Here is a 24,218-nt window from a genome sequence, read left to right as displayed (position 1 = left end):
ATCAAGATCTGTATTTTTTAATTTTTTTTTAAACCTTTATTTTCAAGATTTCTAATTAGTATTTTATATTTGCTTTCACTAATTTTTTCAATAGATTTTAAAATTCCAAATATTACTTTTCTCTTTCCTTTAAGTTCGATTAGTCTTGTATATATTTCTGGATCGTATATCATTTGATTACCTCCATTTTATACATATCATTTATTTTAAAGATTACAATATCTGCAAAAAAATCTTTTCTTTTACTGTTTATAAGCACACTAATTTTCTCATCTGAAATAAAAATTTTTTCTGCTTTCCCTAAAGGAACATTTTTAAAAAAACCTATAAACCTTATTTCACTTGTTTTATAAGTTTGAATATATTTTTTTAGTATATTTAAGATCTTATCTTTTTCAACAACTTTTGATGGATAAATTGTCAATTTCAATAAGGAAGGTAAAATTTTTGAGTGTACCTTCGGAACTATTCTTTCTACTTTTTTTACTCTTGTCGTGATTTTAAGTCTTTGGTTCTTAACTTTTTTGTCACCTAAATTTAAGAAAACTGGGTTTTCTTTAATTTCAATTGCTTTTGGGAATAAGCTTTTAATGTTTACCTCACTAGCTTCAATAAGAGTGTTTTTTACCATTGTAATCTCATTTAAATCAAAAAGTGATACAACATTGGGTGCTATATTAAATTCCTTGTTATTTATTTTTATTTTCAATGTTTCATCAAAAGTATTTGTTTGTAAACTAGATTTCTCCGATTTTACCAGCACTTTAATATTATTCTCTACTTTGTAAATTTTAATAAATCCCAATTCTTGTTTTAAGGTTTCTACTATATTTTTTATGATTCGCATATGTAATTCAGCGCCTTTTCAAGTCTTGAAAAAGGTTCGGTAATATCTATTTTTTCAGAAATTTGCAATAATTTATCCTTAATTGTTTCATTAAAAGGTGTAACTTTGAAATATCTATTATTCAACTCTACATTAAAGGATGATTTTGTTTCAAGAAGCAACACAATATTTTCCTTAAATGTAAGAGAAGGATCATTAACAAGAATAAGCTCTGGTTTGTTTTCAAGCTTCTCCACAAGATTTTTTCCAATAATTTCCACACTCAGATATTCTTCTAAAGAAGAACCATAGATAATTTTTTGTAAAGGTGTGGGGGTTATAGGCTCGGTATATTTAAATTCAACTGGTATACCTCTTTCATCAACTACAAGAATTCCCCCTAAATATTTTTCATTAATTTTTTTTACAGAAAAATATCCTATCAAATTCTCACATCCAATATATGCGAACTATTTTCCACAACGATTTGATTTTTCTTTTTATTTCCTTTTTTATTATAAAAGTTTCTTTTATTGTCACTTTTACTTTCCATTGAATCTTTAATTTGTTTTCCGGATGATTTTTCTATACTTTTTGGGGATGAACGTTCTCTCTTTATCCTCTCATTTAGTTGTTGAGCAGATATTTCAGAAGCTAAGTTAGAATAGTTTTGTAGATGACTAAATTGATTTGACTTTTCTAAGCTACTTCTTAAATAAATTGGATGAAGCTCAATAGGTTCCATTATTTATCCCCCCAACATCTTCTTTAGCTTCAAAATCGTTGAACTGAGTATCTGAGAAACTCTTGATTCAGTCAAATCAAGGACTTTCCCTATTTCTTTGAGTGAAAGTTCTTGTTCATACCTTAAGCTTAATACCAATTGTTCTTTTTCGCTCAATTTACTTATCGCCTTTATTAATTCCTCCTTTATAATCTCTTTTAATGCATTTTCTTCAGGATTGTCATCAGAAGAAATAGTTTCTTTTATTTCAATATCTTCAATCAAATAATCATCAAGCATTAAAAATTGCTTTCTTACCATTTCGTTATATGCTCTTCTCACATTTTCCAATGGGAGATTAGTAAGTTTTGAAAGTTCTTCAAAATCAATTTTACTTCCAGAATTCTCAGTTTTTGAAATTGCATTTTCGACAATTTTAACTTCATGTCTTAAATTTTTGGGCATCCAGTCAATTTTTCTAAGATAGTCGTACATAGCACCTTTTACCCTTGTTAATAAATATGATCTTAATTTTGACCCTTTTTTTGGATCAAACCTTTCCACTGCTTGAAGCAAGCCTATAAGACCTTCTTGTATTAAATCATCTACTTCAACGTTATGGGGTAAATTTTTTTTTAAATCGTAAGCTATTCTCCTTACATATGGCAGGTATTCTAAAACTATTTTATCTTTATCTATCAAATTTCTATTACCTCCACACTTTCTCCTGTTTTTACCTTTCTAATCATTAGTTTCCCAGATTCAACATCGTATTCTATACTTCTTGCCCTATTTCCACCGGTATCTTCGGAAACAATTTTAATTCCCAATTTTCTTAACATACTTTTTACCGCTTCAACATTTCTTTGACCAACATTCATTGCTGAATTGTTAAACATTGCAGCTCCACCTGCAATTTTAGCTTCAAAATTTCTTCCACCAATTTTTTTAAGTTCTTCAACTACAATCTTTATACCTGTGTCAGCATATTTTCCGGGTTTTGCAACTTCTTTTCCTCCACTATCAGGTAACATTACATGCACCATACCACCTACTAGTTTTGACTTGTCTCTTATACAAACTCCAACACATGAACCTAAGCCCAGAGTAACAAGTATTGTATTTTTATCTCCTACTGCATATTCACCAATACCAATTATTTTTTTGGACTTTTGTGACATTAATTCCACATCCCCAATTTTTCAAGTATCTTTTTTAACGATTCTTCATTAGGTAATAATAATAAATAACCTGTTAGTTTCTTATCTATCCCTTCTATTTCAATAGTAGTTTCTATCAATAGTATATAATCTTCTGTTTGTGTAACAGAAATGGATACTTCTGATAGTATAGCACTAATCATATCCACCGCTATTTCAGGTGGTTCAGGATTGATGAAAAAATTAGTAAAACCAGACAATGCGGTTACATAGGAACCGCACATTATATTTCCTATTTCTTTTAACATGGATATTGAAAATTCATTTAATGTTGTAATGTCCTCTATTTCCATGCCTGTTAAAAGTCTTGCGATTTCTTTTACAGTTGTAGAATTAAGAATTAATAAAATCTCACCTTCAACATCTTCTTTCATTCTCATTTTCACAGCACAAACAATTTCCTCAGGCTTTTCAAAAATAAATGGAATATTGGAAATAGGTAATACTCTTGTAGCAGGTACAGAAATTTCAACCTTTCTTCCAACCATCATAGAAAGTGCAGTAGCTGCATTACCTGTGCCAATATTACCTATTTCGTTTAAAAGATCCAATTGTTTTTCACTTAATTTTTCAAGCATTTTTCTTCCCTCCTATTTCTTCGTTTTTAATTCTCTTTGAAAAACAAACCTTACAAGTTTGTTTTCAAGGTTAACAGGCACATCTATAAATTCTGCACCATACTGAAATCCATCTTCTGTTTTTTTATCTATTCTCACTACTTTAGATTTTTGGTTTTCAAGTTTAAGATTTTCATCTAATTTTAAGTTTATATATATTATATCACTTAATTTTAAAATTACATTTGTTATTAATTTTATTCCTCCGGCGCTAAAGTCTTTTGTCATAAATTGAATAGATTCTGTATCTTGCTCAGGCGACATTTTAAATGTTCCATACAAAAATAACGGAATTCTCTTGAATCTTCTTCTTTCAGTTTTGTTTACATATTCTGGAATTGGTGCAGGGATAAAATACAAATTATCTTTTTTCAGAACACCTAATGATACAGTAGAAAAAGAATACATAGAACTTCTATCAAATACTTTTACATTCATTCTTGTTCCTTTAGGAATTGGTATAAAACGTCCCTTGTAAGTAGGGATAGAAAAAAAAATTAAATTTTTACTAAAATCAATATCAGAAATTGAAGTTTTATATGTTCCTTCCAATTCTTTAACCATTGTAATTTCTATTATACCAGGTAGTCCTATTCTTAAAACCTTAGTAGAAGGAGTCTTTGTTACGTATGACATATCTACACCCTTTCGTTATTTTTGATTATTGTTTGCCAGTTATTAATAGATTCTTTTGAAACCTTCCCTCCTATTCTGTATATTTCTTCTTCGAAAATTTTCCATATGGGAGTAATTTTAATTTTATATTCATCAATTAGTATTTCAACTTCTTTCTCCAATTCCAAATCATTTTCTGAAAAAAATTGAAGTCCAGATTTTGAGACATCTACAATCACAAGTTTTTCATTATTACACTTCCCACGTTTGAAAAAGGGAAATCTTTTTTCTTTTCTTCTTTGAATCACACCTATTTTTTCATCTGTTTTTAAAAAATATCTTTTTTCTTCATTATCTATTATTTCACCTACTAGTGCTAATAGCGCTTCCTTAACTGGAATATTTAACAACAATCTCTTACCTATAGTAAACAATTCAATACTTTCTATTTCTATTATTCCATTCTTTTTGATAGCTATCAATCTTACTTGATATTCTCGTTTTTCACTATCTTTAACAATCAAATATATACCACTTAAATTTTTATTTATATATTCTATTATTGTCAACTTTGTTTCACTCCCTTAAAGAATGATAATAATTTTTCTAATATTGTTTCTTTTTGAGGGATTTCTTTTTTTGTCAATATCGAAGCAATTCTGTATAAAGCAAAGGTGGGTTGTATTTTGGGACTATCTATTACAAATGGTTTTCTATCGTATACACTTTTTTCCACAGTTGGATGTTTCTTTATTAGTGTTAATGAACCTATTTTTTCCCCTGTAAACTTCTCAAGTACTGCAGAAAATCTATTCAGATTTTGAAGTGAATCTCTGTATTGTTCAATAAGATTTCCCACAAGATGTATGTTGTTTGATGAAACACCTTTGTGAATTAATATTTTTACAAACGTATACGAATTAACCAATGATGTTGGTTGAGTTGTTGTAATAACTAACGTACTATTTGCACAATTAAAAAATGGAGCAAAATTGTCGTTATAACCTGGTGGTAGATCAATTAAAATAAAATCATAATTCTGCGCAATTTGAGCAAAATTTATATAAAATTCTTTTACATTATTTTCGTTAAATAAGAAGATAGTTTCAAGGTCATTTCCAACATTTACAAGATCAACACCATACTCTGTTGGATAAATTACATCTTTTTTTTCGCATTTTTTCATTATAAGGTCACTTAATGAAAATTTTGGATGAACATTTAGTAAAACATCTGAATTTGTAAATCCTACATCTAAGTCAAAAATTAATACTTTAAATCCCAAAGTTTTAAGTATAATAGACAAATTAACAGTTATTAGTGTTTTACCTACTCCGCCCTTTCCACTACCAACAAGGATAACATTTCCAAGATTTAACAGATTTCTAGCTTGATTTAACATATTTTAGCACCTCTCTAGACAATAAAATGGAGAGTTCTTTGTTACTTGCTTCGATTATGTCATCTGGTACACGTTGTCCATTTGTAATATAAATTATAGGTTTGTTTATAAAATGACTTGTGTTTAGAAAATGTCCTAAAGAAGACGTCTCATCCATCTTTGTTAATATTATATGAGTTGGTGAAATTTCGGAAAATTTTTTAGCTATAAGTTCAAGATCACTACTTCTATATTGCATCCCCACAACTAAAAATTTATAATCTGGTGATATGATCTCAGACATAGCTTTTATTTCATTCATTTGCAATTCGTTTTTTTGACTTCTTCCCGCAGTATCTATAAAGACGACATCAAAATCGGACATTGCTTCAAGTTCTATTCTTGCCTCTTTAGGTGTGTATGCAACTCTCATAGGTATGTCCATTAAAGTAGCATAAGTTTTAAGCTGTTCTGTGGCGGCAATTCTATAAGTATCTAACGTGAGAATTCCTACCTTTTTGTTTTCATTTATAGACATTTTTGCCGCAAGTTTTGCAAGTGTTGTTGTTTTCCCAACACCAGTTGGTCCTACAAACATAACTTTGCCAAGTATATCTGGAGTTTCCGTTTTTATAAAAGGAAGAAATATTTCCGATAATACAAATCTTGTATTTTCATCGTTGAAATCTATATTTCCATATTTTATCCTAATATATTCTATTACCTTTTCAATGATTTCCTGGTTAACATCATGAAAATTCAACGCTTTTCTCAAGTTTATAATCCATTCAGGTTCATTATCGGATCTTTGCCTTGAGACCATAGATTTTAATTCATACATCATTTTCTTTATTTCATCTAAATCATCGGAATCTTTTTTTGGGGAATTTTTAGAGAGGATTTCTTGAAGTTGATAAATTTGTTGGTTTTTACTTTCTTGATTTTGCTTCAGTTCATTTTCTTCAACGGCAGCTGTAACTTCAAGATAAGTTTTTGCTCCAATACCCAAAAATCCCCCTTTTTTTATTTTCCTTGTTCCAAGGATTACAGCATCTTTTCCCAATTCTATTTTGATTTTTTCTAAAGCTTCTTTGATATCTTTAACTAAATATTTTTTTACAATCATAGTTTTATCACTCCTTCAATTTGCATAGTTACATTTTCTGGTATTTCTTCATACGAGATCACAAATATCCCTGGAATGAACTTAATAATTAAATCAGCAATTAAAGGTCTTAACGATGAAGATGTTATGAGAATAGGGTTATAACCTTTTTTCATAAGAGTTTCTAGATTTCTAGAAATGCTTTCAATTAGTTCTCTCATAATTTCTGGATTTAGATCAAGATATCTTTCACCGTCTATTTCTTTTACCAAGTTTATTAGATTCTTCTCCAAGTTATTATCAAGTGCAACGGCATGTAATATGTTATCTTGTGCAATTAAAGGTGTAATTATCTGTCTTCTTAACGATTTCCGTACTTTTTCCGTTAGATATACTATATCTTTGGTGTATTCTCCATACTCAAGTAATGTCTCGAAAATTAACGGCAAATTCCTTATTGATATTCCTTCTTTTAATAATCTCTGCAATATTTTCTTTATCTCAGCAGGTTTTAGCAAATTGAACAGATCATCAACTAATTTGTCAAACTTGTTTCTCAAACCTTCAATTAATAAATCAAACTCTTTGCTTCCCAACAGTTCATGAGCATGCCGCTTTAAAACTTCTGTTAAATGAGTTGCAAAAACCGTCGGTGGATCAACAACGGTATATCCCAATCTACTTGCTTCTTCTCTTTTACTCTCATCAATCCAAAATGCTTGTAATCCAAAAGCAGGTTCTTTGGTTTCAATTCCAGGTATTTTTTCTATCACAGTACCCGGATTAATTGCAAGTAATCTATTGGGTAATAGCTCATACTTTGCCACTTCCGCTCCTCTAATAAATATGGCGTATTCATTTGAATTTAATAAAACACTATCACGTACCCGTATTGGCGAAACAACAAGCCCTAATTCATATGCCAGCTGTTTTCTTACCATCGTAACCCTTTCAAGTAAATCTCCACCTTGAGAAGTATCTGCAAGCGGAATTAACCCATATCCTATTTCTATTTCTACTGTATCAGTTTGAAGTATTTCCGAAACTTCTTGCGGAGTAGAAAGTACAGGCCCTAAACTTTTTTCCGTGTACATTTCACCACTATACTCTGTAGTTTGAAGTTCTGGTTCTTGATTACCTTTAATTAATATTCCAGTAATTAAAAATAGTAAACCAATAAGCACAGCAGTAAGTGGTATAGGAGTAAATATTCCCAAAAATATTAATATTGTTCCTGTTAAAATTATTACTTTCTTTTCACTTCCAAGTTCCTTAATAAGTTCATTTCCTAAGTTATCTTCAGAAGCAGCCCGAGAAACTAAAATACCAGTTGCAGTTGAAACCATTAATGCTGGGATTTGTGTTACAAGTCCATCACCAACTGTAAAAAGTGTAAATGTTTGTGCAGCTTCATTAATTGTCATTTTATGAGTAAGAATACCTATAATTAATCCACCAATTATGTTTACAAGAACAATAATAATACTTGCAATTGCATCCCCTCTAACAAATTTAGAGGCTCCATCCATAGCACCATAAAAATCTGCTTCTCTCCTTATCTCTTCTCTCCTCTTTCTTGCTTCTTCTTCTGTTATCAATCCTGCGTTTAAGTCAGCATCAACACTCATTTGTTTACCAGGCATTGCATCTAAAGTAAACCTTGCTGCTACTTCTGCAATTCTTTCCGAACCTCTTGTAATGACAATAAATTGGATGATAACTAAAATTAGAAATACTACAAGTCCTACAACGTAATTTCCACCTACAACAAAATCTCCAAATGCTCGAATAACTTTACCTGAAAATTTTGGACCTTGCAGTAGTATAAGCCTTGTTGACGCAACATTGAGTCCGAGCCTAAATAATGTGACAACCAAAAGAATTGTAGGAAAAGATGAAAGTTCTAGAGCTTTTCTTATATACATTGTAGAAAATAAAATAACCAATGAAAGGGAAATATTCAAAAGTTGGAAAAAATCCAGTAAAAAACCAGGTATCGGTAAAACCATCAATAAAACAATAGCCGCAACCATTATTGCAACAATTACATCAGCACCTTTATTCATTAAATCACCTCTAAAAAGCTTTCTTTATATATTTTACCATATTTTTAATATATATAACACACGAATTTTAGTTAACACCATATTTTTTCACCTGTCAGATAAAAGTTACAAAAATGACAGTTGACAAAGAAAATAATTTTTGATATCATTGATTACGGTCGATTTTGAAAAACAAATAAGGAATGCCCCCATCGTCTAGCGGTCTAGGACACTGGCCTTTCAAGCCAGAGGCACGGGTTCGAATCCCGTTGGGGGCGCCAGGAAATGGGTGCGTAGCTCAGTGGGAGAGCGCCTGCCTTACAAGCAGGAGGTCGTAGGTTCAAGTCCTGCCGCACCCACCATATTAGTTATAATGGTGGCGAGGTAGCTCAGTTGGTAGAGCAGTGGACTGAAAATCCACGTGTCGACGGTTCGATTCCGTCCCTCGCCACCAGCGTTATAGCTTAATAGGTGATTTTTTGTTCGATGAAGAAGCCCCTTAAAAAAGGGGGCTAATGTTTTATCTATCTTCAGGAGGGGGACAGTGCCTATTTTTAAAATATGCATACCACCAGATTGTATCCAGTAAATATGATTTAGTCTCCTGTGGAACATTTTCATCTATCCAAGAATTACTTGCGTTGTTGGAACGTAACCATTTTTGGACATTCCCCACACCCCAGTTATAAGCCATCAATGCGTAAATAATATAAAAAGGATTCAATGGATATTTTCCCTTGAAATACTCCAATAACCATTTTAAATATAGTGTCCCGACCTCTACATTTATTTTAGGGTCGAATAGATCATCATATGAATTGTTTAATCGATATTTAAAGTTAATAGTTTTTAATGCGGCCCGAGAGATTTGCATAAGTCCACGTGCATACGAACTCTCTGCCTTAGAATTCCCCCCGCTTTCCGTCATTATAATACCTTTTATTAAATCTGGATCTATTTGTAAATTTTTAGCGATTTTTTCAACCATTGTTTCCAATTTTTTATTCACTATGTCACCTCCAAAAGAAGCGTCCTGCTAAAGCGCCTGTTACTAATGATAATATTAATGAAATTGCAAAAGCTAAAGCTCTCTTTCCCGCGAGTTTTGCATAGGCATCAGACGCAAGTTCCTGAAAATAATCGCTCATAGATTTTATTTTAATTTCTATTTTTTTATCTAAATAGCCATTCATTTTCTTTTCAATATTTTTAATAGATTCCTTAATTTCTTTAATATCTTCATTTATTGACTTAATATTTTCTGTGTTTTTAATCACTTGATGTTCTAAATTATCCATTGTTATCACTCCTTTTTGCGAATTTTGTTACAACATTAGCACCTGAGTAAATCCCGAATAAGGTAATTACTGCTTGTACATAATTTTCTGGATCTACTTTATTAAACCAGAGCAAGACAGTGAACAAAGCTATTAATACTAACGCAAGCCAAAGTTTCCTACTCTTTAATTTATGCATAATATCACCTCACTTACTTGATGAATAGGTAAATTGTTGTCCCAATTGCAATCACAGCCACTATTTCCCATACAAACTTTTTAGTTCTTTCAATGGTAAGCTCTTGTTGTTTTTCCAAATTAAGTATTTGCGCTTCGAGGTTTGCGATTTGCTTTTTCAGATTATCTATTTGTTGCAAGTAATTCTTATTTAGCTCTTCTAATTGCTTGATATAATTGGCAATGTCAATAACAGCTTGTTCGGTAAGGTAATATCTGCCGTCTTCAGATCTCTGTATAAATTGATAGTTATTTTCGTTTGCGCATAACATCGTTGAGATACTTAGCAGCATCATCAACATTATTAAAATATTTTTTCTTCTCAATTTGCTCAGCCTCCTTTTCTAAACGTTCTTGTTCTTTTTTTAGTGAGTGCTGTTCTTTCTTTAGTTCCCCTCTTTCTTGTTTCAGCTTTTCTAAATCATCGACCTTTCGAGGATTTTTGATTATCAATCCTGCTATGAAACCTATTATTAAGAGAAATATCCACCAAATTTTTTTGAGGATTGCAAGTAATTTTTTCACATTATCACCTCACAACATGATTCCTTTAATTTTTTTAGTTTTGCCAGCATATAGATTTAATAGAATAATTGTTTCGGGATTAGGTCCTAACATATGCTCTTTGGCATATGCTTCATCTGTCCACGCTGGAACAATAACATTCCATATTTTCCTTTTGAAAATTTTTTTGTTGCGTTTATCATACTCCCAGATACCAACTTGATGCATATCAGGTATATGTGTGTGACCTGTTATGTAAATATCCGCACTTGCGAAAACGCCTTGAAAATATCTGTGCTGCCGCATAGACTTTTCCCTAAATCGTCCACCTGTTATTCCGTGATGGCAGACTACAAGATAGTTTGTTCGATTTTTAAGACCTCGCAAACTACGACCTTCCGGAGATAAAGATATGTCTAAAAATAGAAAATCCCGACTATAAGGAATTTCTAATGTTTCAGCAAATAATTCTATAGGATCTACTCCAGCAACTTTCCAAGTACGACGCTCATGATTTCCTCTTAAAATGCCTAAAATCCGTTTTTTGTTTTCTTCTAAAAAATTGAATAAAATCCTTAAAGCACCTTGTGGGTTTTCAACCTGTTCATACACATTACCAACACTACCAATAATTGCGTTATCCAAAAGATCGCCCATTAAAATTATTTTTGCGTCTTTAAATTCTCTGACTTTACTAAAAATTTTTTGATAATTGCTTCCTTCACTTCCTAAATGTAAGTCCCCTATAGCAAGAATTTGTACAATCTCTTCCTGAAAAATGTAGTTTTTTGCAACTAAAGATGGCATCTAAGACCCCCTTTCGGCATGAAAAAAGCCCTCAAGAGAGGGCTAATTGGAAATATTAACGTTTTAAACTTGCATGTTGTATTCAACAAAGATATAAATCTGTACTCTTGCAAGATTGTCTGCAGTAATGGAAATTGTATCTCCGTCTGTAACACTAACATTCGTTATGTCTGCTTTATTTCCAGTTGCAACTGTTCCAAGAGTAGTTGTGCCCTTGCTGATTGTAACAGTTGCAGTTACTGTCGATTCGTAAATACCATAATTTAGACCATGATTGTGTGGTTGAATTGTATGCGAGTGGGATAATGCGTTTTTATCAAATTCATGATAATGGTCAAATTGCGTTACTCCAATAGAATGTGTGTGTGTGATACTTACTGAATGTGTATGGCTACCATCTGACGATATGCTATGACTATGGCTTGTGTTACCATTTGGAATATTGTGATAGTGATCTGTTCCTACAACAGCAGTATCTACAAAACTTGTTGCTCCTGCTAAATTAGGAACAGTATTGCTTCCAGTGCTGCCACCATGGTTATGTGTTCCAGATGAGTATGTCTGTCTTGTACCAACATAAGTATCTGACGCGAATGTATCACCTGCAGCTACATCAATACCAGTCCACGTTGGATTGCCAGTTGCAACAGTAAAACCTGTTGTGTCCCATACTGCATCGGTGGTCAACTGTGCTGAATTTGCTGCACTCGTCGAATAAGCTCTAAATGGCTCCGCCTTGACAATAATCCTTGCTGTTCCTGAAGCTGCACCTCCTGCTGCATTTGCTGGAATGTAAATTGGAATATCTAATCCGTGTGTGTTATCAATCTGGTCAACCAAACTAATATTATAAATTTGTTTGATACCAGAACCATCCAAAACAGTTTGCCCAGTAGTACTTTTAATTCTAATCTTACCGCCGTCAACATCAATTCCGTCATCAACTCCGTTAATAACTCCTTCGCCAATTTTAATTATATCATTAGCACCATCTGTCACTCTAATGCGTCCTTTATTATTTGATGTATTTTCTATAAACACCTTATTACCAACTTGTATGCTTTTTCCAGCAAATATTTTGTTTCCAGCAATTAAATCACCAACAACACTTCCTGGTGGTGCATTTTCTGGAACAAGAGTAACAGACGGAGATAAATTAATTTCAGTAAATCCATCTGGAACTATACCATTTATATTATCTATTAAATTATTTGTAAAATACGCTATTACACCTTCTGGGACAGCGAACGAAGGCATAACGGATAGTTTGTCTACAGTAATGCTTCCAGCTTCCATTCTGGCTGCGTCAAGATAACCAGTTGTGATTTTGGCAGCATCCACATTCGCTATCTTAGCGTTGTCAACGGCTAAATCAGCTATTTTAGCGTTTGTTACAGCCAAATCATCTATTTTAGCTGTTGTTATAGCTGCGTCTTGTATATAAACACTTTCAATTATTTCTCTTATTCTAATTCCCTGCACTTGTTGAATACTATTTCCAACGTTGTAATTTAAGATAAAACCAGCACGCATATATTTTGCGTTGCTTGGAAATGGTCTACTGGTATTATAGCCAAATAATCCATTGTAATATGTGAATGTACTTCCAGGACGTTCGGCACGTGCTGGATAATACCACCATATCCCGTCTCCGCTTATATTATTACCATTAGCGTCTTCTAAAATCACAGCCAAATAAATAACACCAGTTGTACCAGAAACAGTTCGGAAATATCCTTCAATAACATATTGTTTATTAGGATTTATTGGAATACGTACACTTGATTTATACCAACAAACAGCATTAGCAGAATTTTGAAAAGCAAATTTACTTGTTGGTCCATCTGTTACTTCGGTAACACTTCCAACTGTGCCTTGATGTAATATCCAACCTTCATCCGTTGCATTACCTTCACTATCTATAAAATTAGAATTAATCCACGCATTATACATTTCTCCTATTTTTCTAACATCAGCTAATGATTCTGTAGTAGCTGATACTGTACTGCTCCAATTACTTGCGTTACCAGACTTATCGTAAGCTCTAATTCTAAAATAATATGTTTGGTTATCTGTACCAGCGTATGCGAATTTTGTAGCAGCAACCTTGAATGTTTCAACATCTTGTGTAAACCCACTGTCTGTCGCAACTTGTATTTCATAAGTATCAAAATCAGCCTCTGTATTTTCGTTCCAAGAAAGCATAATTTTCTGGAACAATGCAGAAGCCGTTAATCCTGTCGGAACAGCAGGCGGAATAGTATCCTTTGCCGAAACTATGCTTTTCACAGTTGTCCAATCTGATTTATACCCTTCTGCATCTAAAGCTCTGACCTTAACATATATAGTGGTATTCCCTGGAACAACAAATTCAGACAACGTTTCTGTTGTTGTATATGTTCTCCAATTCACACCGTCTATACTCCAGGCGACTTCATAACCTGTTATATCAGTTTCAGTGTTTGCGTCAAAACTGACCCGAACAACACTTTCACCTTGACTATTAACCACTGTTGCAAGTTGTAAATTTGAAGGTACTGCAGGAGCAACACCGTCAAAATGTTGTATTTTTTGCGTTTGATCTTGCAAATCTTGAATTTCGCCTTGTATCTCGGTGATTTGCTGTTGAACATCGCTGCTTTGTTTCAGTGGCATGCTTCTTGTAAATGTTTTGGCTCCGACAACATAACTTAATCCTTTCCATTCCACAATATCTAACGAAGTTTTGAAAGAAGTAGGTTTCAACTCATGTTCTGCTTTCAAAACCAAGAAAGTTCCAGAAGCTATACCTTTGGCTGGAACAGAGAAATTTATTAAATTGCCTGCAAAAACATCCGGATAAAAATCATTCATTGCAAGCCCAAATCTTACCGTTTTGTTTATGTCATCGTATATTATGTCCGCCAACACTGAGAGCTGAGCTTCTCCGGGATAAAAAGAAGTAACCGAATATTCTTTGTCTGGCTCATCCGTTGTATTTTCTCTTATAACTTTGTTTATTTCCTTTTTATTAACCTGAAATCCTTTAACTTTAAAATGTGTGATTATCACATCAACTGAGCTGTTGAGATTTTTTATACCAAGCACAATTTTGTCAGCATATATATCAAATTTTGTAATTTTAATATTACTATCACTTGTTCCCAACTCAACATATTGGTCTTCAAATACACCTGTTCCAGCTTTATATGAAAGAAGCCCATGGTCTTCTACGCCACGTGCAAAATCAGAAATATATTCAAACTCAAAAGTCGCTTCGGTATTTGGCGCTATTGTGTTATCGCCACTCAACTCAAAATCTACCACATAAGTTAGCTGTGAATCTACTTTATATGTGTCTGAATTCACCACTACTCTGTTATATCTTTTTTCTGTGGATAAGTCATATTTCTTAAATGTATCCTGTGATAAGTCTAAAGCAGGAGCAGGGTCTGTATAATTTTCAATCCTTGTTCTAAAGATTATTTTTCCTTCAGGGGTAGTGCTTATTTTCCCATTTATTCCTTTCATTAAGTTGACAACCGCTTGCCAAACCGTTTGATCTTTTTTGGCTAAGAAAGTGACAGGTGTAGTCAAACTTTGAAAATCAAACTGAGATGAAGAATAACCAGCACGTTGAAGTAAATCAGATAGTATGCTGTTAGGTACCATGTTGATATACAAAATATCGTTATCCAGCTTTTTCTTTGTGGCGTAATAGCAATTATCAGAAAGCTCTATTCTTGCTGTTTTGTGCTGTTCTGTGATTGCAGTTTTGACGCCGTAAAACAAAGGAATATCTAATGTAGATGTTCCATTAAATACGCGAACACTTACTTTTACTTCCCACTCTTTTTCTAAATATGCTTGATCAACTGTTCCATTAAATTTGCCATTGGCAGGGGCAAAAGCATCATTATACTGCGTCGGTGTCCATTCATTGTTCTGATTAGCAACTACTATTGTTGCTTTATCAATTGCTGGGCTTTCAAGAAACTCTAGCTTGTTGACTATTCTTACTTCTTTTACCCAATCTGATATGTCATACCAATTTTGGCCGTCTATTTTGGCATATACTAAAACTTTCTTGTATCTTGTAGGATGTCTTACATAAGGAATCCCTTCACTTGCGATAGGATTAGCTGGTAACACAGATTATCACCTGCCTTATATCACAGGTATTCTCGGCGGCACAGCAAACGGCTTCTTAGCGTTGTAAACTTCTTGTATAAACTTATCAGTCCATATTAAATTGCCTTGTGTGTCTTTTGCTTTGCCTATGAAGAGGTTGGAATATAAAGAATTATGAGATGTATCATTAGCATGTCCACCAACAAATAATCCTGTGTCAAAATTCTGAATTTGTTTTGATAATGCTATTTCAAGTTGTTTTATACCATCTACAAAATATTCAATAGCAGTATCTGTTTTTCTAACAACTTCAAAATGCCAATTATTGAAATACCAATTTAAATCTATTGGTTTTGTTACAATACTAATTGTATTATCTGCCCAAACAACAGCTAATCTTAATGTTTCTCCTAATGCGCGTTTGCCCCAAATAATATACCCAACAGAATAATCCGAAACATATCTACCAAAACAAGATGAATTATCGCCATTAGTCAATGTTCCGTCATGAGTTGCTATTGGTTTTTTCCAATATGCAACAACCCAATTGTCCTTAGCTGGGTCAATAGCTAATTTGTTGATTGGGATATAAAAACGTCCATCCTGCCTCGTCCCTTCCACAAAAGATGTGGCGAAGGGTTTGAGTTCTAATTGGTAGTTACATCCCCAAGCTTCATTATCACCGTTTCTCCAATTTGCCGTATTACCTGCTTCTAATCTGATGGAAGTTAACGTTTGCGATGCTCCAGAATTGTTTGTCCAATGTCCTTCGATATAATTCCAACCGATTTGTAAATTTTGATACGAGCCCAGTCCACTGTTAACGCCATTAACACTGGCATTAAAATTGAAATAATTTGTAGCATATTTAGCATATACCCAAGCACTAAATGTTATACTTTCTCCTGGAGCAAGTGTTATCGAAGTTGCATATTGACATAAATCTTGCCAATTACCGCCGCCAGGAACATATGAAGCAATAACTGGCGTTACAGGTGGTTGAGAAGGTAATTGTGACATGTCTGTTATCTTTGTTCCTTGTGTAGACCAACCATTTGTAATTAATAAATTCTTCGTCCCCTCTTCAACGGCAAAACTCTTCACGCCTGGAAAGGGAATGTCGTCTTCGCGAACTGTCACGCATAAGCTGCCATCGTCGTTGTAAATCAAGCCGTAATTAGTCTTTATTAAATTGCCCATAATACATCACTCCCCAACAGAAATTTCTTTCGGAAGCTCAACTGAAGCAAGTTGTATGTTTTGTTCCAAAATAGGCTTACTTTTCTCGTAGAGCGTTTTCAAAAGGTCTGGTATTACACTTTTAAAAACCAAATCAAACTCTGTTTCTGAAATTATTTCTTCATACTGCCATGCTGTTACTTCTTGCGTTGTTAACTCACCTGTCTCTTCATTAATGCTTTCAACAGTTGTTGTGGTTTCTTGGATGTTGTATCTAAAAGCATACCTGACTTTACACTTCGCTTTTTTAATATCATCTTGAACACTTAATATCACTATTTCAGCGGGCTTTTCACTACTTGTCGTAATAGCCATTCGCAACACCTCCTTTTATCAACCATTAACCACCAACGTGCCTTCTTCCAATGCTTCTTTTACTGCTTCAACAACCATTTCTTTGAATGCTTCAGCGCTGTCAAGGAAATTGCTGTTCTGAAAGTATTGATAAATGTTCACAGTTTCCGGCCCTTGCCTTGTAACTGTTGCTGTATACTGCTGTGTTATCTCAGGTGTTGTTGCTTCTTCAAAATTCAACTCAACACCTTGTATCTTTTCATTAGCTTCTTTGATAATTTGTTCAAGGCTCTTAACCGCTCTATGGCCCATATTCACAGCGCCAAAAGTAAGAGCCTTAACTATATCCGAGATGACGTTGTAGAGCCAATTAAATGCACTTGCGATCATGCCGAACACGATATAGAAACCTCTCCCGATAGGAACGATTACCGTGTTATAGACCCACTGTAAGATCACCCCAAGCATCTGTAACGCACCTAAAAAAGGCTCAAGTAATGGGAGCAGTAGAGTTCCTAACAACTGCCCAAATACATTAAGTATTGTTACAAATGGCTTTAAAGCTCCTTCGATTAATGGTTGCAAGACAGTCATCATCGCCTGTGCGATGGTCGCCATTGGATTTAATAAATTTATTAAATTTTCAAGACTCAACAATAATGGTGATATTTGACCAGCAAGTGCGCCAAAGAAATTTCCGATTTCCTCAAAAGCAGTAGCTGTTGCACCTACAAGAAGCTCTCCAACATTGATGTTAGTTAAAACATTAAAAGATTGTTTTAACCCTGCCCAGAAACCACTTAAACTTGCTTCTAAATCTTTAAATGTTTGTTTGGTCGTATTTGGTAATTCTTCAAGGTTTGTTTTTACAGTATTGAGTATGTTTTTTCCTTTGTCCATTAATTCGAATAAAACTTTTCCAGGACCAAACCCAACCTTAAATCCTTTATCATACTGAGTTTCTTTAATGTTTGTTTTCACTTCATTTGTAATTATTCCTACCTTTTTTGCAATCGTTTCGAGAGAAGCGCCAATTTCCGGATTAGTATCCTTAAGAAGTTGAACCGCAATTGAACCTGTTTCTTTCAAAGCTTCTATATCTTTATAGACATTTACATTGCCTGACCCAGCAAAATATGAGATAATTGCGTCTACAATTCCACCTTCCTGGTATCCTTTTAATCTTTTTCTTTCTAATAAAGCTATTAACTGCGGATACTTTTGTACCATCCACGCAGGAATAACATATTCACCCTTATGAACTATTCCTGCTGGCTCGTATGTAGTACCACTGCCCGTATAACCACCTTCTGCATATCCTAAAACTGTTCCCAAAGAGAATGCAGAGGCTGCAGAAGTTGAAATACCAAGTACACTTGACAAAGCTCCTATAAAATCAAATATAGGCATAAACATAGCAAATGGTTGCGGTTGTTGGTACAAGTGAACTCTCAATGGTGTTCCTGAGCTATAAGATTGTTTGTTTAAAACAAATTTTCTTACTACTTCATCTAAATTTGGAACGTTGTAGGTAGCAACTGTGTTTAAAGCTGTTGAAGTTTCATTAATCGCCACATTCAAACCTACTAAAGCATCAGAAACATCACCAATGTTGTATACAAAATCAGTTGCAACTTCTCGAACTTTGTTAAAATCTCTTGGGATAAATGAAATCGTTGTTTCTGTTGAAACAATTCCTGTTGTTGGTTCTTTTGCCATAGATGTTTCAGTTTCTCTCTTTGGTAACCACAGTCTTAAATGCAATTTGATCTCCTGAAATCCTTTTTCTAACCACTCAAAAGCTTTCCCCCATGCTTTCTGAAGAGTTATTTTAATTGTCTGTGCTCCTTCAATTAACCATTTCCAACCAGTTAAAACAAAATTTTCTGCCCATTTCAGTTTCAATTGTAATTCCCGAATTCCCTCTTTTATCCAAGCGCTTATATTAGCTAAATTCTCTTTGAAGTTTAAGGTAATTTCTTGTGCAAAGTCTAAAACAGGTCTTAAATTTAAATCCCACTGCTCTTTTGTTTGCTCTAAAACATCTTTTAGCCATTGTGGGAGTTTAGATAAATCAGCGAGAATTTTAAGTGTAAGTTCTGCTACAGAATTAGCAAAAGATTCCATAAATGCAATAATTTTTTGCGTTGCTGTATCCATTATTGTTTTTACAGTTATTTCTTTTTCTTCTTTTGTTTTAACGGTACCTCCTGAAGGAGAATTCCCGCCTCCTGTACGAACTGTACGAATAATTGCTGGTATTAAAAATATTTTTGTACCTCCACCAAATTTATCTTTAATTTTATTCCAGAAATCCTCAAGCAGTTTCATAAACCAATCAAAAATTGCTTTAAAAACTTTTGCAAGCTGCTGACCTATGTATAAAATGATCGCAACTACCCAATCCCAGAATCCTGCATTTTCTCCTGCGAGCTTTTTGATCTTCTCAATTTCGCCTTTAATAAAGTTTACAAATGCTTTAAACTTATCCCATACAAACATCAAGAAACCACCGAAGTTTTTAACGTAGTCATTGCCTTTATAAAATGCTTTCCAAAGTTCATACACTGCCCAAACTATGCCCAGAATAAGTAAGTTCATTGGTTTGAGTAAGAACATTAATAGTTGTGCACCTTGCGAAAACAGTTTCAATCCAAGTAATACTCCCAAAAATGTCGCCGACAATCTCAACAGTGCAAATACTAAATCTCCTATTTTGTCTTTGTTAGAATTTATCCATTGTTCTACTTTGCCAAGGAAATTAATAAATTTGCCTAAATATTCCACTACATTACTGCGAATAGCGTTGAAAAAAGCTATATTAACAGCTTGAACAGATGATTTCAACCTGTCTAACAAGAATGATATAGATTGGGTCTGTGTTTTGTATGCTTCCATCAAGGCATCTGTATTGCCTTGTATTCCTGATAAGACATCTTGGAACTTTTCGTAATTATTTACCCACGTTAATAACGCTCTTGTTCCTGTTTCAGAAAGTGCAAGTTGTTGTAATAACGCACGTTTTTCATCATCAGTCAAGTCTTGCATAGTTTCCTTGAGTTGTTTGACTACTTTTGTAAGTCCAATAAACCTTCCTTCTGAATCGTATATATCTATTCCAAGCTTCCTAAATTTATCAGCTTGTTGCATTAAGTCTTGGAACGCTCCTTCCGCTGCGTTAGCTGCCTCGGAAGATCTAAATCCTGCTGTGGTCAATGCTGTATAACTTGCTAACGCTTCCTGTAAACTAACGCCCAAGTTTCTTGCTGAAGGTATTAACACTCCAAAGTCTCTTGCAAGTTCATCGTATGTCAAAAGTCCTTTCTTGACTGCTTCAAATTGCATTGCATATACACTTGTGAGATCATCTATACTCATTCCGTATGCGTTTATTATACTTATTGCACTTTGGAATGTAGTAGTTAAATCTGTTGCTCCTGCGATAGAAGATATAGTAGTTTGTCTTAAAACGTTTAAAGCGTCTTTTGCCTCTACACCCGCTGAACCGAGCATATATAAAGCATTATTTAATTCATCAAGTGATTTTCCTGCTTGAACTGACAATTGTAAGAGTCCTTTTTGCATATTTTTGGCTTCTTCTGCAGTCATTTTCATCATTGTTCGAGCATTTTGGAAAGATTTCTCTACTTTAGCAGCAAAATAGGAAGAAGCGCTAACAGCCCCTGCTAATGCGGTTGTGAATGCAGCAGTATATCTTAACGCTGTGTTTATTGCATTCGAAAATTGTTGTAAACCTGCTCTTATGCTATCTATTCGTTTCTGAAAATTACCCAAATTCGCAGCAACATTCTTTAAAACAGGACTCATACTATCCATTGCCTTTATGGTTACACTTAAAGTTTCATTCTTTGGCATAATTTCACCTGCCTTTATCCTGTTTAGCAAGTTCCTCTACAAATGCTACCTTAAACATTTGCAAGAAAATGATCCAATCAAGTGGTTGATCTAATAAACCTCCTTTTTCAGGAAGATTAATAATATTTCCTTTGTGATCTACAAACATTAATGCGAATTCAAAATAATTCGTCCGTATAAACTCAAATATTTCGTTGTCTGGTGTTTTTATTCTCGTTCCAGCTATCATTAGCTTTATCCATCTTTGTAAAATGTTTTTATCCAAACTTATAATTGGTTCTACACTTTCTAAGAGCTTCTGCTTCAATTTTTCCACTACTACATACTTTAACAATCCACAAGTATTTTTGTTAATCGGCAAGTCCTCACTCCACCTAACTATATGAAAGGGGAGAGCTTCTAAAACTCTCCCCTGTCTGAATAGCTGAAAGCCCCGGAGTGTCAACTTCTTATATTCGATCCAACCCCCGTCAAATTCCAGCAACATTTGCACCACCGAGATTATACATCTCTTGCAACTTTAACCAGATATTTAAAAGAGTTGTTGCTTCTACTTTTTTCAAGTTTTCCAGTGTTACAGGAACGTTTTCGCTCCAAGATTTAATAACCTTTGATAAAAACTTATAAGGTATTGCATTAATCGTTGCAAGATCCAAAATAGCATTCCCGTCTTTAGTTACCTCTACTTTGGAGTTTTTAAAAAGCACCATAGCTTCTTCTCTTAACTCCGCCGTAAGTTCCTTTGGTACTTCTATCCATACGTCAGTTTCTTTGTTAACTACCTTTTTGTCCTTGATATAAAGCTTTACTGTCTCGTTACTTGCAAAAAGACCCATCTAATCACCCCTCTTAGTATGTTCCTGTTCCGTTAGTATAATCAGCTATCTCAATTATGTCTCCTGAAAGTGGTATCAAAGCGGTAAATTCTGCTCTGAGTATGATCTTATCTGGTCCAGAAATATCGTGTGTCATGTTGCTGAATAACAATCTTGGAATATAAATTGTAAGTTTATTTGTCGTGTCTTTAGCAAGTTCTATACCTATCGCTGCTTCTGTAAAGTTTTTGAATTTGGTATATTCCCCGGATATAACAGATGGATCAAAAATAATATCAAGAGAACCTGTTATTTCCAAAGTTCCTGGATCTAAACTTTTTCTTTTCCCTGTTGCATCCAAGCGATAATCGTCTGTGTCAAGGTTGTTATTGATTGTAAGTTCTATTGAAGAATAAAGATCAGTGGCAGTTGTAAATTGGTCTGTATAGAGTTTTAATTCTTTAAAGTAATAGGGATCATCACCCGGAACGGTTAAAGTTCCCTGTGTTAAAGAACCACTAAGTTCTTCTTTTCCAACAAAATCAGCAGTTACTGAAGGAATTGCTCCAACACTACCGGAGAATCTTAATTGATTAATTTTCATCCCCAAATACTTAAAGCTTTGTCCACCATGGTTTACTTCTATACTTGCGCTTGGTAGTTCATCATTCAAACCTATTGGAGTTATTTTAGTATATTCGTCCCCAGAAGATGGAGTAGCATCAGGGTCTACAAGAGCAGATTTCCCCAATGCAAGATAGAACAAAACTCCTGCAGTATCTGGATATAATTCTACATCTATACTCCCCTCTGCCCCTATTTGTCCGGGAGCAAGAGATTTAATTCCCCTATAACCAAGCAAAGCTTCGCTCCTTACAGCTTCAACTTTATGATTCAAACTTTCTGATTTAAAAGGTAGTTTCCATATTGCTGTTGCTTCAGAACCAAAGCTTGTTTCTATTCCTAAAAGAACACTTGATTTAGCTCCTGTATACATCTAACTCACCTCCGTTATTCTTCCCACTGGAATGTTACTTGTAAAAATACGAATAACCTTTTTATATTTGCCACGTAGCTAAATTGCATTTCGTTTATCTCATAGTAATTAAAAGTACTTTCCAAAACATTTTCTACATCTACAATTTTAGAATCTACTTGTTGGTAAACTGTATCCGAAGTTCCTTCGAGTGAGAACATAATTGCCATTTCGCAATGTTTTCTTTTCCTTGTGGAAGTCAAGTACTCAACCGTTATACGATCAATGAATAAGACTGCGTTGTCTGGTTTTTGTAATGCAGTGTCATTGGTTAAGGTAACTGATTTAAAATAAGGTGCAAGGTTTGTCATAAGAGTTCGGATCTGACTATACATTCTCCCACTTCCTTATTAACGCATCAACCCATTTTGAAAGGTTGAATTTATCTACAGCATCTCTTAGATACCGCTTTTCTGGTGTTCCCTTTCTTGCAATCTTTTGCCATACAGCCCAAGCTACTCCTTTGCTCTTTTTTCCTTTGATCCTAAGCTTCTGCTGAACCCATTTTAAGATAGCATCATATGGTGGTCTATGTGGTTTTGTCCCAAATTCAACAAACGGAGCATATTGCACATTAGTAAATACCTTAATTTTGTCGTAATCAAGATCTTTTATAGTCCAAGATTGCTCAAGATAACTTGTATTTGAAGCTCTTTCAATAATGTTTTCTACAATCATGTTTTCCAACTCTAAGCCAGCTCCAATCAAAGTTTTACGCAAAACTTCTTGGAACCTGCTATCAGTTATGTATCTTCTTATTTTCTTTAATTGTTTCTTATCTACTCTGATTTCAATCATAGTTCCCAACCTCGCGGGTTTCTATAATAATTAACAAGATATCTTAGATGTCGTTTTGTATCGTCAATTTGTTGAGAAGCATTTTGAATTGAATAAGAATTTAATTTCCTATAGTCACCCATAATCATTTCATAACAATCAGCCAAAACATCATTCCAGTTTATAACTTTTGCCTGAACGAATACATCTACTTGCATTTGAGAGTCAAAGTAGATTATTGCTGTGTCTTTATCAATGGTAAATCCTGTTGTAAGTTCATTTTCTGGAGCTGGTAATCCTATAAATACCCTTTCAGCATATGTTTCATCGAGCCTGTACGCATCTATTTTGAACACTTTGCCGTCTACATCTATTTGTCGTCCTTGTAATACTTTTATTTCAGAATTCAGCTTAATAATTTCTTGTAACTCAACATCAGTAAACAATTCCATATCTTTGTCAGGAATTTTCATTCTAAGATATTCAAGATTTGTCATTGTATCACTTCCTTAGTTTATTTTTCACCTTCCTTTGTTTGTTCAACCTTCTTTGGTTCCAGTTTTGGCTTTTTTTCAGGTTTAAGGAATTTTTCTTTTACTTCAACATTATCTGGTATTTCCACAAATTTCTTGCCTTTTTCTTCTTTCACGGGGTAAGCTTTCCCCTCAACAATAACAAATTTGGTGTTTCCATTGAACACATATTTCATTTTT

At 33.8% G+C, this 24,218-nt stretch carries 29 protein-coding genes and 3 tRNA genes; 3 read left to right on the top strand and 29 right to left on the bottom strand.

Annotated features, from left to right (window positions below; all coding sequences use genetic code 11):
* Positions 1-17 precede the first annotated feature (17 nt).
* Genes XO08_RS09405 through flhA form a run of 12 tightly spaced genes read right to left on the bottom strand, consistent with a single transcriptional unit; the run spans position 18 to position 8,554 of the window.
* Positions 18-173 (bottom strand): hypothetical protein, encoded by a 156-nt coding sequence (locus XO08_RS09405; protein WP_233120246.1) that lies wholly within the window; start codon positions 171-173, stop codon positions 18-20.
* Complete coding sequence (locus tag XO08_RS08025) at positions 170-847, bottom strand: hypothetical protein (protein ID WP_077287971.1); 678 nt, start codon at positions 845-847, stop codon at positions 170-172. Before XO08_RS08025 ends, XO08_RS09405 begins: the two co-directional genes overlap by 4 nt.
* Entirely contained in the window at positions 835-1,272 is a 438-nt protein-coding gene (locus XO08_RS08020) for a hypothetical protein (protein WP_075666428.1), read from the bottom strand. Before XO08_RS08020 ends, XO08_RS08025 begins: the two co-directional genes overlap by 13 nt.
* Positions 1,269-1,571 (bottom strand): hypothetical protein, encoded by a 303-nt coding sequence (locus XO08_RS08015; protein WP_075666427.1) that lies wholly within the window; start codon positions 1,569-1,571, stop codon positions 1,269-1,271. The genes XO08_RS08020 and XO08_RS08015 overlap by 4 nt, the downstream gene beginning before the upstream one ends.
* Before the next feature lie 3 nt (positions 1,572-1,574).
* Positions 1,575-2,252, bottom strand: coding sequence for a sigma-70 family RNA polymerase sigma factor (locus XO08_RS08010; protein ID WP_075666426.1), 678 nt, complete (start codon positions 2,250-2,252; stop codon positions 1,575-1,577).
* On the bottom strand, positions 2,249-2,731 hold the full coding sequence (gene cheD, locus XO08_RS08005; protein WP_075666425.1) for a chemoreceptor glutamine deamidase/glutamate methylesterase CheD: 483 nt from the start codon (positions 2,729-2,731) through the stop codon (positions 2,249-2,251). The genes XO08_RS08010 and cheD overlap by 4 nt, the downstream gene beginning before the upstream one ends.
* The gene (cheC, locus tag XO08_RS08000) at positions 2,731-3,348 is read right to left on the bottom strand and encodes a CheY-P phosphatase CheC (protein WP_075666424.1); all 618 of its coding nucleotides are present in this window, start codon (positions 3,346-3,348) and stop codon (positions 2,731-2,733) included. The genes cheD and cheC overlap by 1 nt, the downstream gene beginning before the upstream one ends.
* 12 nt (positions 3,349-3,360) lie before the next feature.
* Entirely contained in the window at positions 3,361-4,023 is a 663-nt protein-coding gene (locus tag XO08_RS07995; protein WP_077287970.1) for a flagellar brake protein, read from the bottom strand.
* Positions 4,024-4,025: 2 nt separating this feature from the next.
* Positions 4,026-4,571, bottom strand: coding sequence for a PilZ domain-containing protein (locus tag XO08_RS07990; protein ID WP_075666422.1), 546 nt, complete (start codon positions 4,569-4,571; stop codon positions 4,026-4,028).
* Positions 4,568-5,404 (bottom strand): P-loop NTPase, encoded by an 837-nt coding sequence (locus XO08_RS07985; protein WP_075666421.1) that lies wholly within the window; start codon positions 5,402-5,404, stop codon positions 4,568-4,570. The genes XO08_RS07990 and XO08_RS07985 overlap by 4 nt, the downstream gene beginning before the upstream one ends.
* Positions 5,388-6,509 carry a flagellar biosynthesis protein FlhF gene (gene flhF / locus XO08_RS07980; protein WP_075666420.1) on the bottom strand — a complete coding sequence of 374 codons (1,122 nt, stop codon included), beginning with the start codon at positions 6,507-6,509 and terminating at the stop codon, positions 5,388-5,390. Before flhF ends, XO08_RS07985 begins: the two co-directional genes overlap by 17 nt.
* Complete coding sequence (flhA, locus tag XO08_RS07975; protein WP_077287969.1) at positions 6,506-8,554, bottom strand: flagellar biosynthesis protein FlhA; 2,049 nt, start codon at positions 8,552-8,554, stop codon at positions 6,506-6,508. Before flhA ends, flhF begins: the two co-directional genes overlap by 4 nt.
* 184 nt (positions 8,555-8,738) lie before the next feature.
* Between flhA and XO08_RS07970 the strand changes: the two genes are divergently transcribed.
* The 3 genes from XO08_RS07970 (at position 8,739) to XO08_RS07960 (ending at position 8,987) form a co-directional block, all read left to right on the top strand.
* Positions 8,739-8,814: transfer RNA gene (locus tag XO08_RS07970), tRNA-Glu, on the top strand.
* Between the two features lie 6 nt (positions 8,815-8,820).
* Positions 8,821-8,895: transfer RNA gene (locus XO08_RS07965), tRNA-Val, on the top strand.
* A gap of 16 nt (positions 8,896-8,911) precedes the next feature.
* Positions 8,912-8,987, top strand: a tRNA-Phe gene (locus XO08_RS07960).
* Positions 8,988-9,053: 66 nt separating this feature from the next.
* Here the strand turns inward: XO08_RS07960 and XO08_RS07955 are convergent.
* The 17 genes from XO08_RS07955 to XO08_RS07875 form a co-directional block, all read right to left on the bottom strand.
* A complete protein-coding gene (locus tag XO08_RS07955; RefSeq protein WP_077287968.1) occupies positions 9,054-9,542 on the bottom strand; it encodes a lytic transglycosylase domain-containing protein in 489 nt (162 codons plus the stop codon).
* A 4-nt stretch (positions 9,543-9,546) separates the two neighbouring features.
* Positions 9,547-9,831, bottom strand: coding sequence for a hypothetical protein (locus tag XO08_RS07950; protein WP_077287967.1), 285 nt, complete (start codon positions 9,829-9,831; stop codon positions 9,547-9,549).
* Positions 9,824-10,009, bottom strand: a complete 186-nt coding sequence (locus XO08_RS07945) for a hypothetical protein (protein WP_077287966.1) — start codon at positions 10,007-10,009, stop codon at positions 9,824-9,826. The genes XO08_RS07950 and XO08_RS07945 overlap by 8 nt, the downstream gene beginning before the upstream one ends.
* Positions 10,010-10,022: 13 nt before the next feature.
* Positions 10,023-10,319 (bottom strand): hypothetical protein, encoded by a 297-nt coding sequence (locus XO08_RS07940; protein WP_233120245.1) that lies wholly within the window; start codon positions 10,317-10,319, stop codon positions 10,023-10,025.
* On the bottom strand, positions 10,297-10,572 hold the full coding sequence (locus tag XO08_RS07935) for a hypothetical protein (RefSeq protein WP_077287965.1): 276 nt from the start codon (positions 10,570-10,572) through the stop codon (positions 10,297-10,299). The genes XO08_RS07940 and XO08_RS07935 overlap by 23 nt, the downstream gene beginning before the upstream one ends.
* Before the next feature lie 9 nt (positions 10,573-10,581).
* Positions 10,582-11,358 carry a metallophosphoesterase gene (locus XO08_RS07930; RefSeq protein ID WP_077287964.1) on the bottom strand — a complete coding sequence of 259 codons (777 nt, stop codon included), beginning with the start codon at positions 11,356-11,358 and terminating at the stop codon, positions 10,582-10,584.
* Positions 11,359-11,421: 63 nt separating this feature from the next.
* The gene (locus XO08_RS07925) at positions 11,422-15,489 is read right to left on the bottom strand and encodes a hypothetical protein (RefSeq protein WP_077287963.1); all 4,068 of its coding nucleotides are present in this window, start codon (positions 15,487-15,489) and stop codon (positions 11,422-11,424) included.
* A gap of 15 nt (positions 15,490-15,504) precedes the next feature.
* Positions 15,505-16,668 carry a hypothetical protein gene (locus XO08_RS07920; protein ID WP_077287962.1) on the bottom strand — a complete coding sequence of 388 codons (1,164 nt, stop codon included), beginning with the start codon at positions 16,666-16,668 and terminating at the stop codon, positions 15,505-15,507.
* Between the two features lie 6 nt (positions 16,669-16,674).
* On the bottom strand, positions 16,675-17,022 hold the full coding sequence (locus tag XO08_RS07915) for a hypothetical protein (protein ID WP_077287961.1): 348 nt from the start codon (positions 17,020-17,022) through the stop codon (positions 16,675-16,677).
* A gap of 18 nt (positions 17,023-17,040) precedes the next feature.
* Positions 17,041-20,829 (bottom strand): phage tail tape measure protein, encoded by a 3,789-nt coding sequence (locus tag XO08_RS07910; RefSeq protein WP_233120253.1) that lies wholly within the window; start codon positions 20,827-20,829, stop codon positions 17,041-17,043.
* Positions 20,830-20,881: 52 nt separating this feature from the next.
* Positions 20,882-21,238 carry a hypothetical protein gene (locus XO08_RS07905; RefSeq protein WP_233120244.1) on the bottom strand — a complete coding sequence of 119 codons (357 nt, stop codon included), beginning with the start codon at positions 21,236-21,238 and terminating at the stop codon, positions 20,882-20,884.
* 109 nt (positions 21,239-21,347) lie between these two features.
* Positions 21,348-21,713 carry a hypothetical protein gene (locus tag XO08_RS07900; protein ID WP_077287958.1) on the bottom strand — a complete coding sequence of 122 codons (366 nt, stop codon included), beginning with the start codon at positions 21,711-21,713 and terminating at the stop codon, positions 21,348-21,350.
* Positions 21,714-21,726: 13 nt separating this feature from the next.
* Positions 21,727-22,689 carry a phage tail tube protein gene (locus tag XO08_RS07895; protein WP_077287957.1) on the bottom strand — a complete coding sequence of 321 codons (963 nt, stop codon included), beginning with the start codon at positions 22,687-22,689 and terminating at the stop codon, positions 21,727-21,729.
* Positions 22,690-22,703: 14 nt separating this feature from the next.
* Positions 22,704-23,063 carry a hypothetical protein gene (locus tag XO08_RS07890; protein ID WP_077287956.1) on the bottom strand — a complete coding sequence of 120 codons (360 nt, stop codon included), beginning with the start codon at positions 23,061-23,063 and terminating at the stop codon, positions 22,704-22,706.
* On the bottom strand, positions 23,056-23,526 hold the full coding sequence (locus XO08_RS07885) for an HK97 gp10 family phage protein (protein ID WP_077287955.1): 471 nt from the start codon (positions 23,524-23,526) through the stop codon (positions 23,056-23,058). Before XO08_RS07885 ends, XO08_RS07890 begins: the two co-directional genes overlap by 8 nt.
* Complete coding sequence (locus XO08_RS07880) at positions 23,523-24,002, bottom strand: hypothetical protein (protein ID WP_077287954.1); 480 nt, start codon at positions 24,000-24,002, stop codon at positions 23,523-23,525. The genes XO08_RS07885 and XO08_RS07880 overlap by 4 nt, the downstream gene beginning before the upstream one ends.
* A 17-nt stretch (positions 24,003-24,019) precedes the next feature.
* On the bottom strand, positions 24,020-24,214 hold the full coding sequence (locus XO08_RS07875) for a hypothetical protein (RefSeq protein ID WP_077287953.1): 195 nt from the start codon (positions 24,212-24,214) through the stop codon (positions 24,020-24,022).
* Positions 24,215-24,218 lie beyond the last annotated feature (4 nt).

Source organism: Thermosipho sp. 1074, assembly GCF_001999655.1.
Classification (GTDB): domain Bacteria; phylum Thermotogota; class Thermotogae; order Thermotogales; family Fervidobacteriaceae; genus Thermosipho; species Thermosipho affectus.
The sequence above is the reverse complement of the archived record's forward strand: the minus strand, read 5'-3'. Positions and strand labels throughout refer to the sequence as shown.

Bases quoted from the DNA above. Each gene is read 5' to 3' on its own strand.
- XO08_RS09405 (WP_233120246.1), bottom strand. From the start codon at position 173: ATGATATACGATCCAGAAATATATACAAGACTAATCGAACTTAAAGGA.
- XO08_RS08025 (WP_077287971.1), bottom strand. From the start codon at position 847: ATGCGAATCATAAAAAATATAGTAGAAACCTTAAAACAAGAATTGGGA.
- XO08_RS08015 (WP_075666427.1), bottom strand. From the start codon at position 1,571: ATGGAACCTATTGAGCTTCATCCAATTTATTTAAGAAGTAGCTTAGAA.
- cheD (WP_075666425.1), bottom strand. From the start codon at position 2,731: ATGTCACAAAAGTCCAAAAAAATAATTGGTATTGGTGAATATGCAGTA.
- cheC (WP_075666424.1), bottom strand. From the start codon at position 3,348: ATGCTTGAAAAATTAAGTGAAAAACAATTGGATCTTTTAAACGAAATA.
- XO08_RS07995 (WP_077287970.1), bottom strand. From the start codon at position 4,023: ATGTCATACGTAACAAAGACTCCTTCTACTAAGGTTTTAAGAATAGGA.
- XO08_RS07985 (WP_075666421.1), bottom strand. From the start codon at position 5,404: ATGTTAAATCAAGCTAGAAATCTGTTAAATCTTGGAAATGTTATCCTT.
- flhF (WP_075666420.1), bottom strand. From the start codon at position 6,509: ATGATTGTAAAAAAATATTTAGTTAAAGATATCAAAGAAGCTTTAGAA.
- flhA (WP_077287969.1), bottom strand. From the start codon at position 8,554: ATGAATAAAGGTGCTGATGTAATTGTTGCAATAATGGTTGCGGCTATT.
- XO08_RS07950 (WP_077287967.1), bottom strand. From the start codon at position 9,831: ATGGATAATTTAGAACATCAAGTGATTAAAAACACAGAAAATATTAAG.
- XO08_RS07945 (WP_077287966.1), bottom strand. From the start codon at position 10,009: ATGCATAAATTAAAGAGTAGGAAACTTTGGCTTGCGTTAGTATTAATA.
- XO08_RS07940 (WP_233120245.1), bottom strand. From the start codon at position 10,319: ATGTTATGCGCAAACGAAAATAACTATCAATTTATACAGAGATCTGAA.
- XO08_RS07930 (WP_077287964.1), bottom strand. From the start codon at position 11,358: ATGCCATCTTTAGTTGCAAAAAACTACATTTTTCAGGAAGAGATTGTA.
- XO08_RS07920 (WP_077287962.1), bottom strand. From the start codon at position 16,668: ATGGGCAATTTAATAAAGACTAATTACGGCTTGATTTACAACGACGAT.
- XO08_RS07915 (WP_077287961.1), bottom strand. From the start codon at position 17,022: ATGGCTATTACGACAAGTAGTGAAAAGCCCGCTGAAATAGTGATATTA.
- XO08_RS07910 (WP_233120253.1), bottom strand. From the start codon at position 20,829: ATGAGTCCTGTTTTAAAGAATGTTGCTGCGAATTTGGGTAATTTTCAG.
- XO08_RS07900 (WP_077287958.1), bottom strand. From the start codon at position 21,713: ATGGGTCTTTTTGCAAGTAACGAGACAGTAAAGCTTTATATCAAGGAC.
- XO08_RS07895 (WP_077287957.1), bottom strand. From the start codon at position 22,689: ATGTATACAGGAGCTAAATCAAGTGTTCTTTTAGGAATAGAAACAAGC.
- XO08_RS07890 (WP_077287956.1), bottom strand. From the start codon at position 23,063: ATGTATAGTCAGATCCGAACTCTTATGACAAACCTTGCACCTTATTTT.
- XO08_RS07885 (WP_077287955.1), bottom strand. From the start codon at position 23,526: ATGATTGAAATCAGAGTAGATAAGAAACAATTAAAGAAAATAAGAAGA.
- XO08_RS07880 (WP_077287954.1), bottom strand. From the start codon at position 24,002: ATGACAAATCTTGAATATCTTAGAATGAAAATTCCTGACAAAGATATG.
- XO08_RS07875 (WP_077287953.1), bottom strand. From the start codon at position 24,214: ATGAAATATGTGTTCAATGGAAACACCAAATTTGTTATTGTTGAGGGG.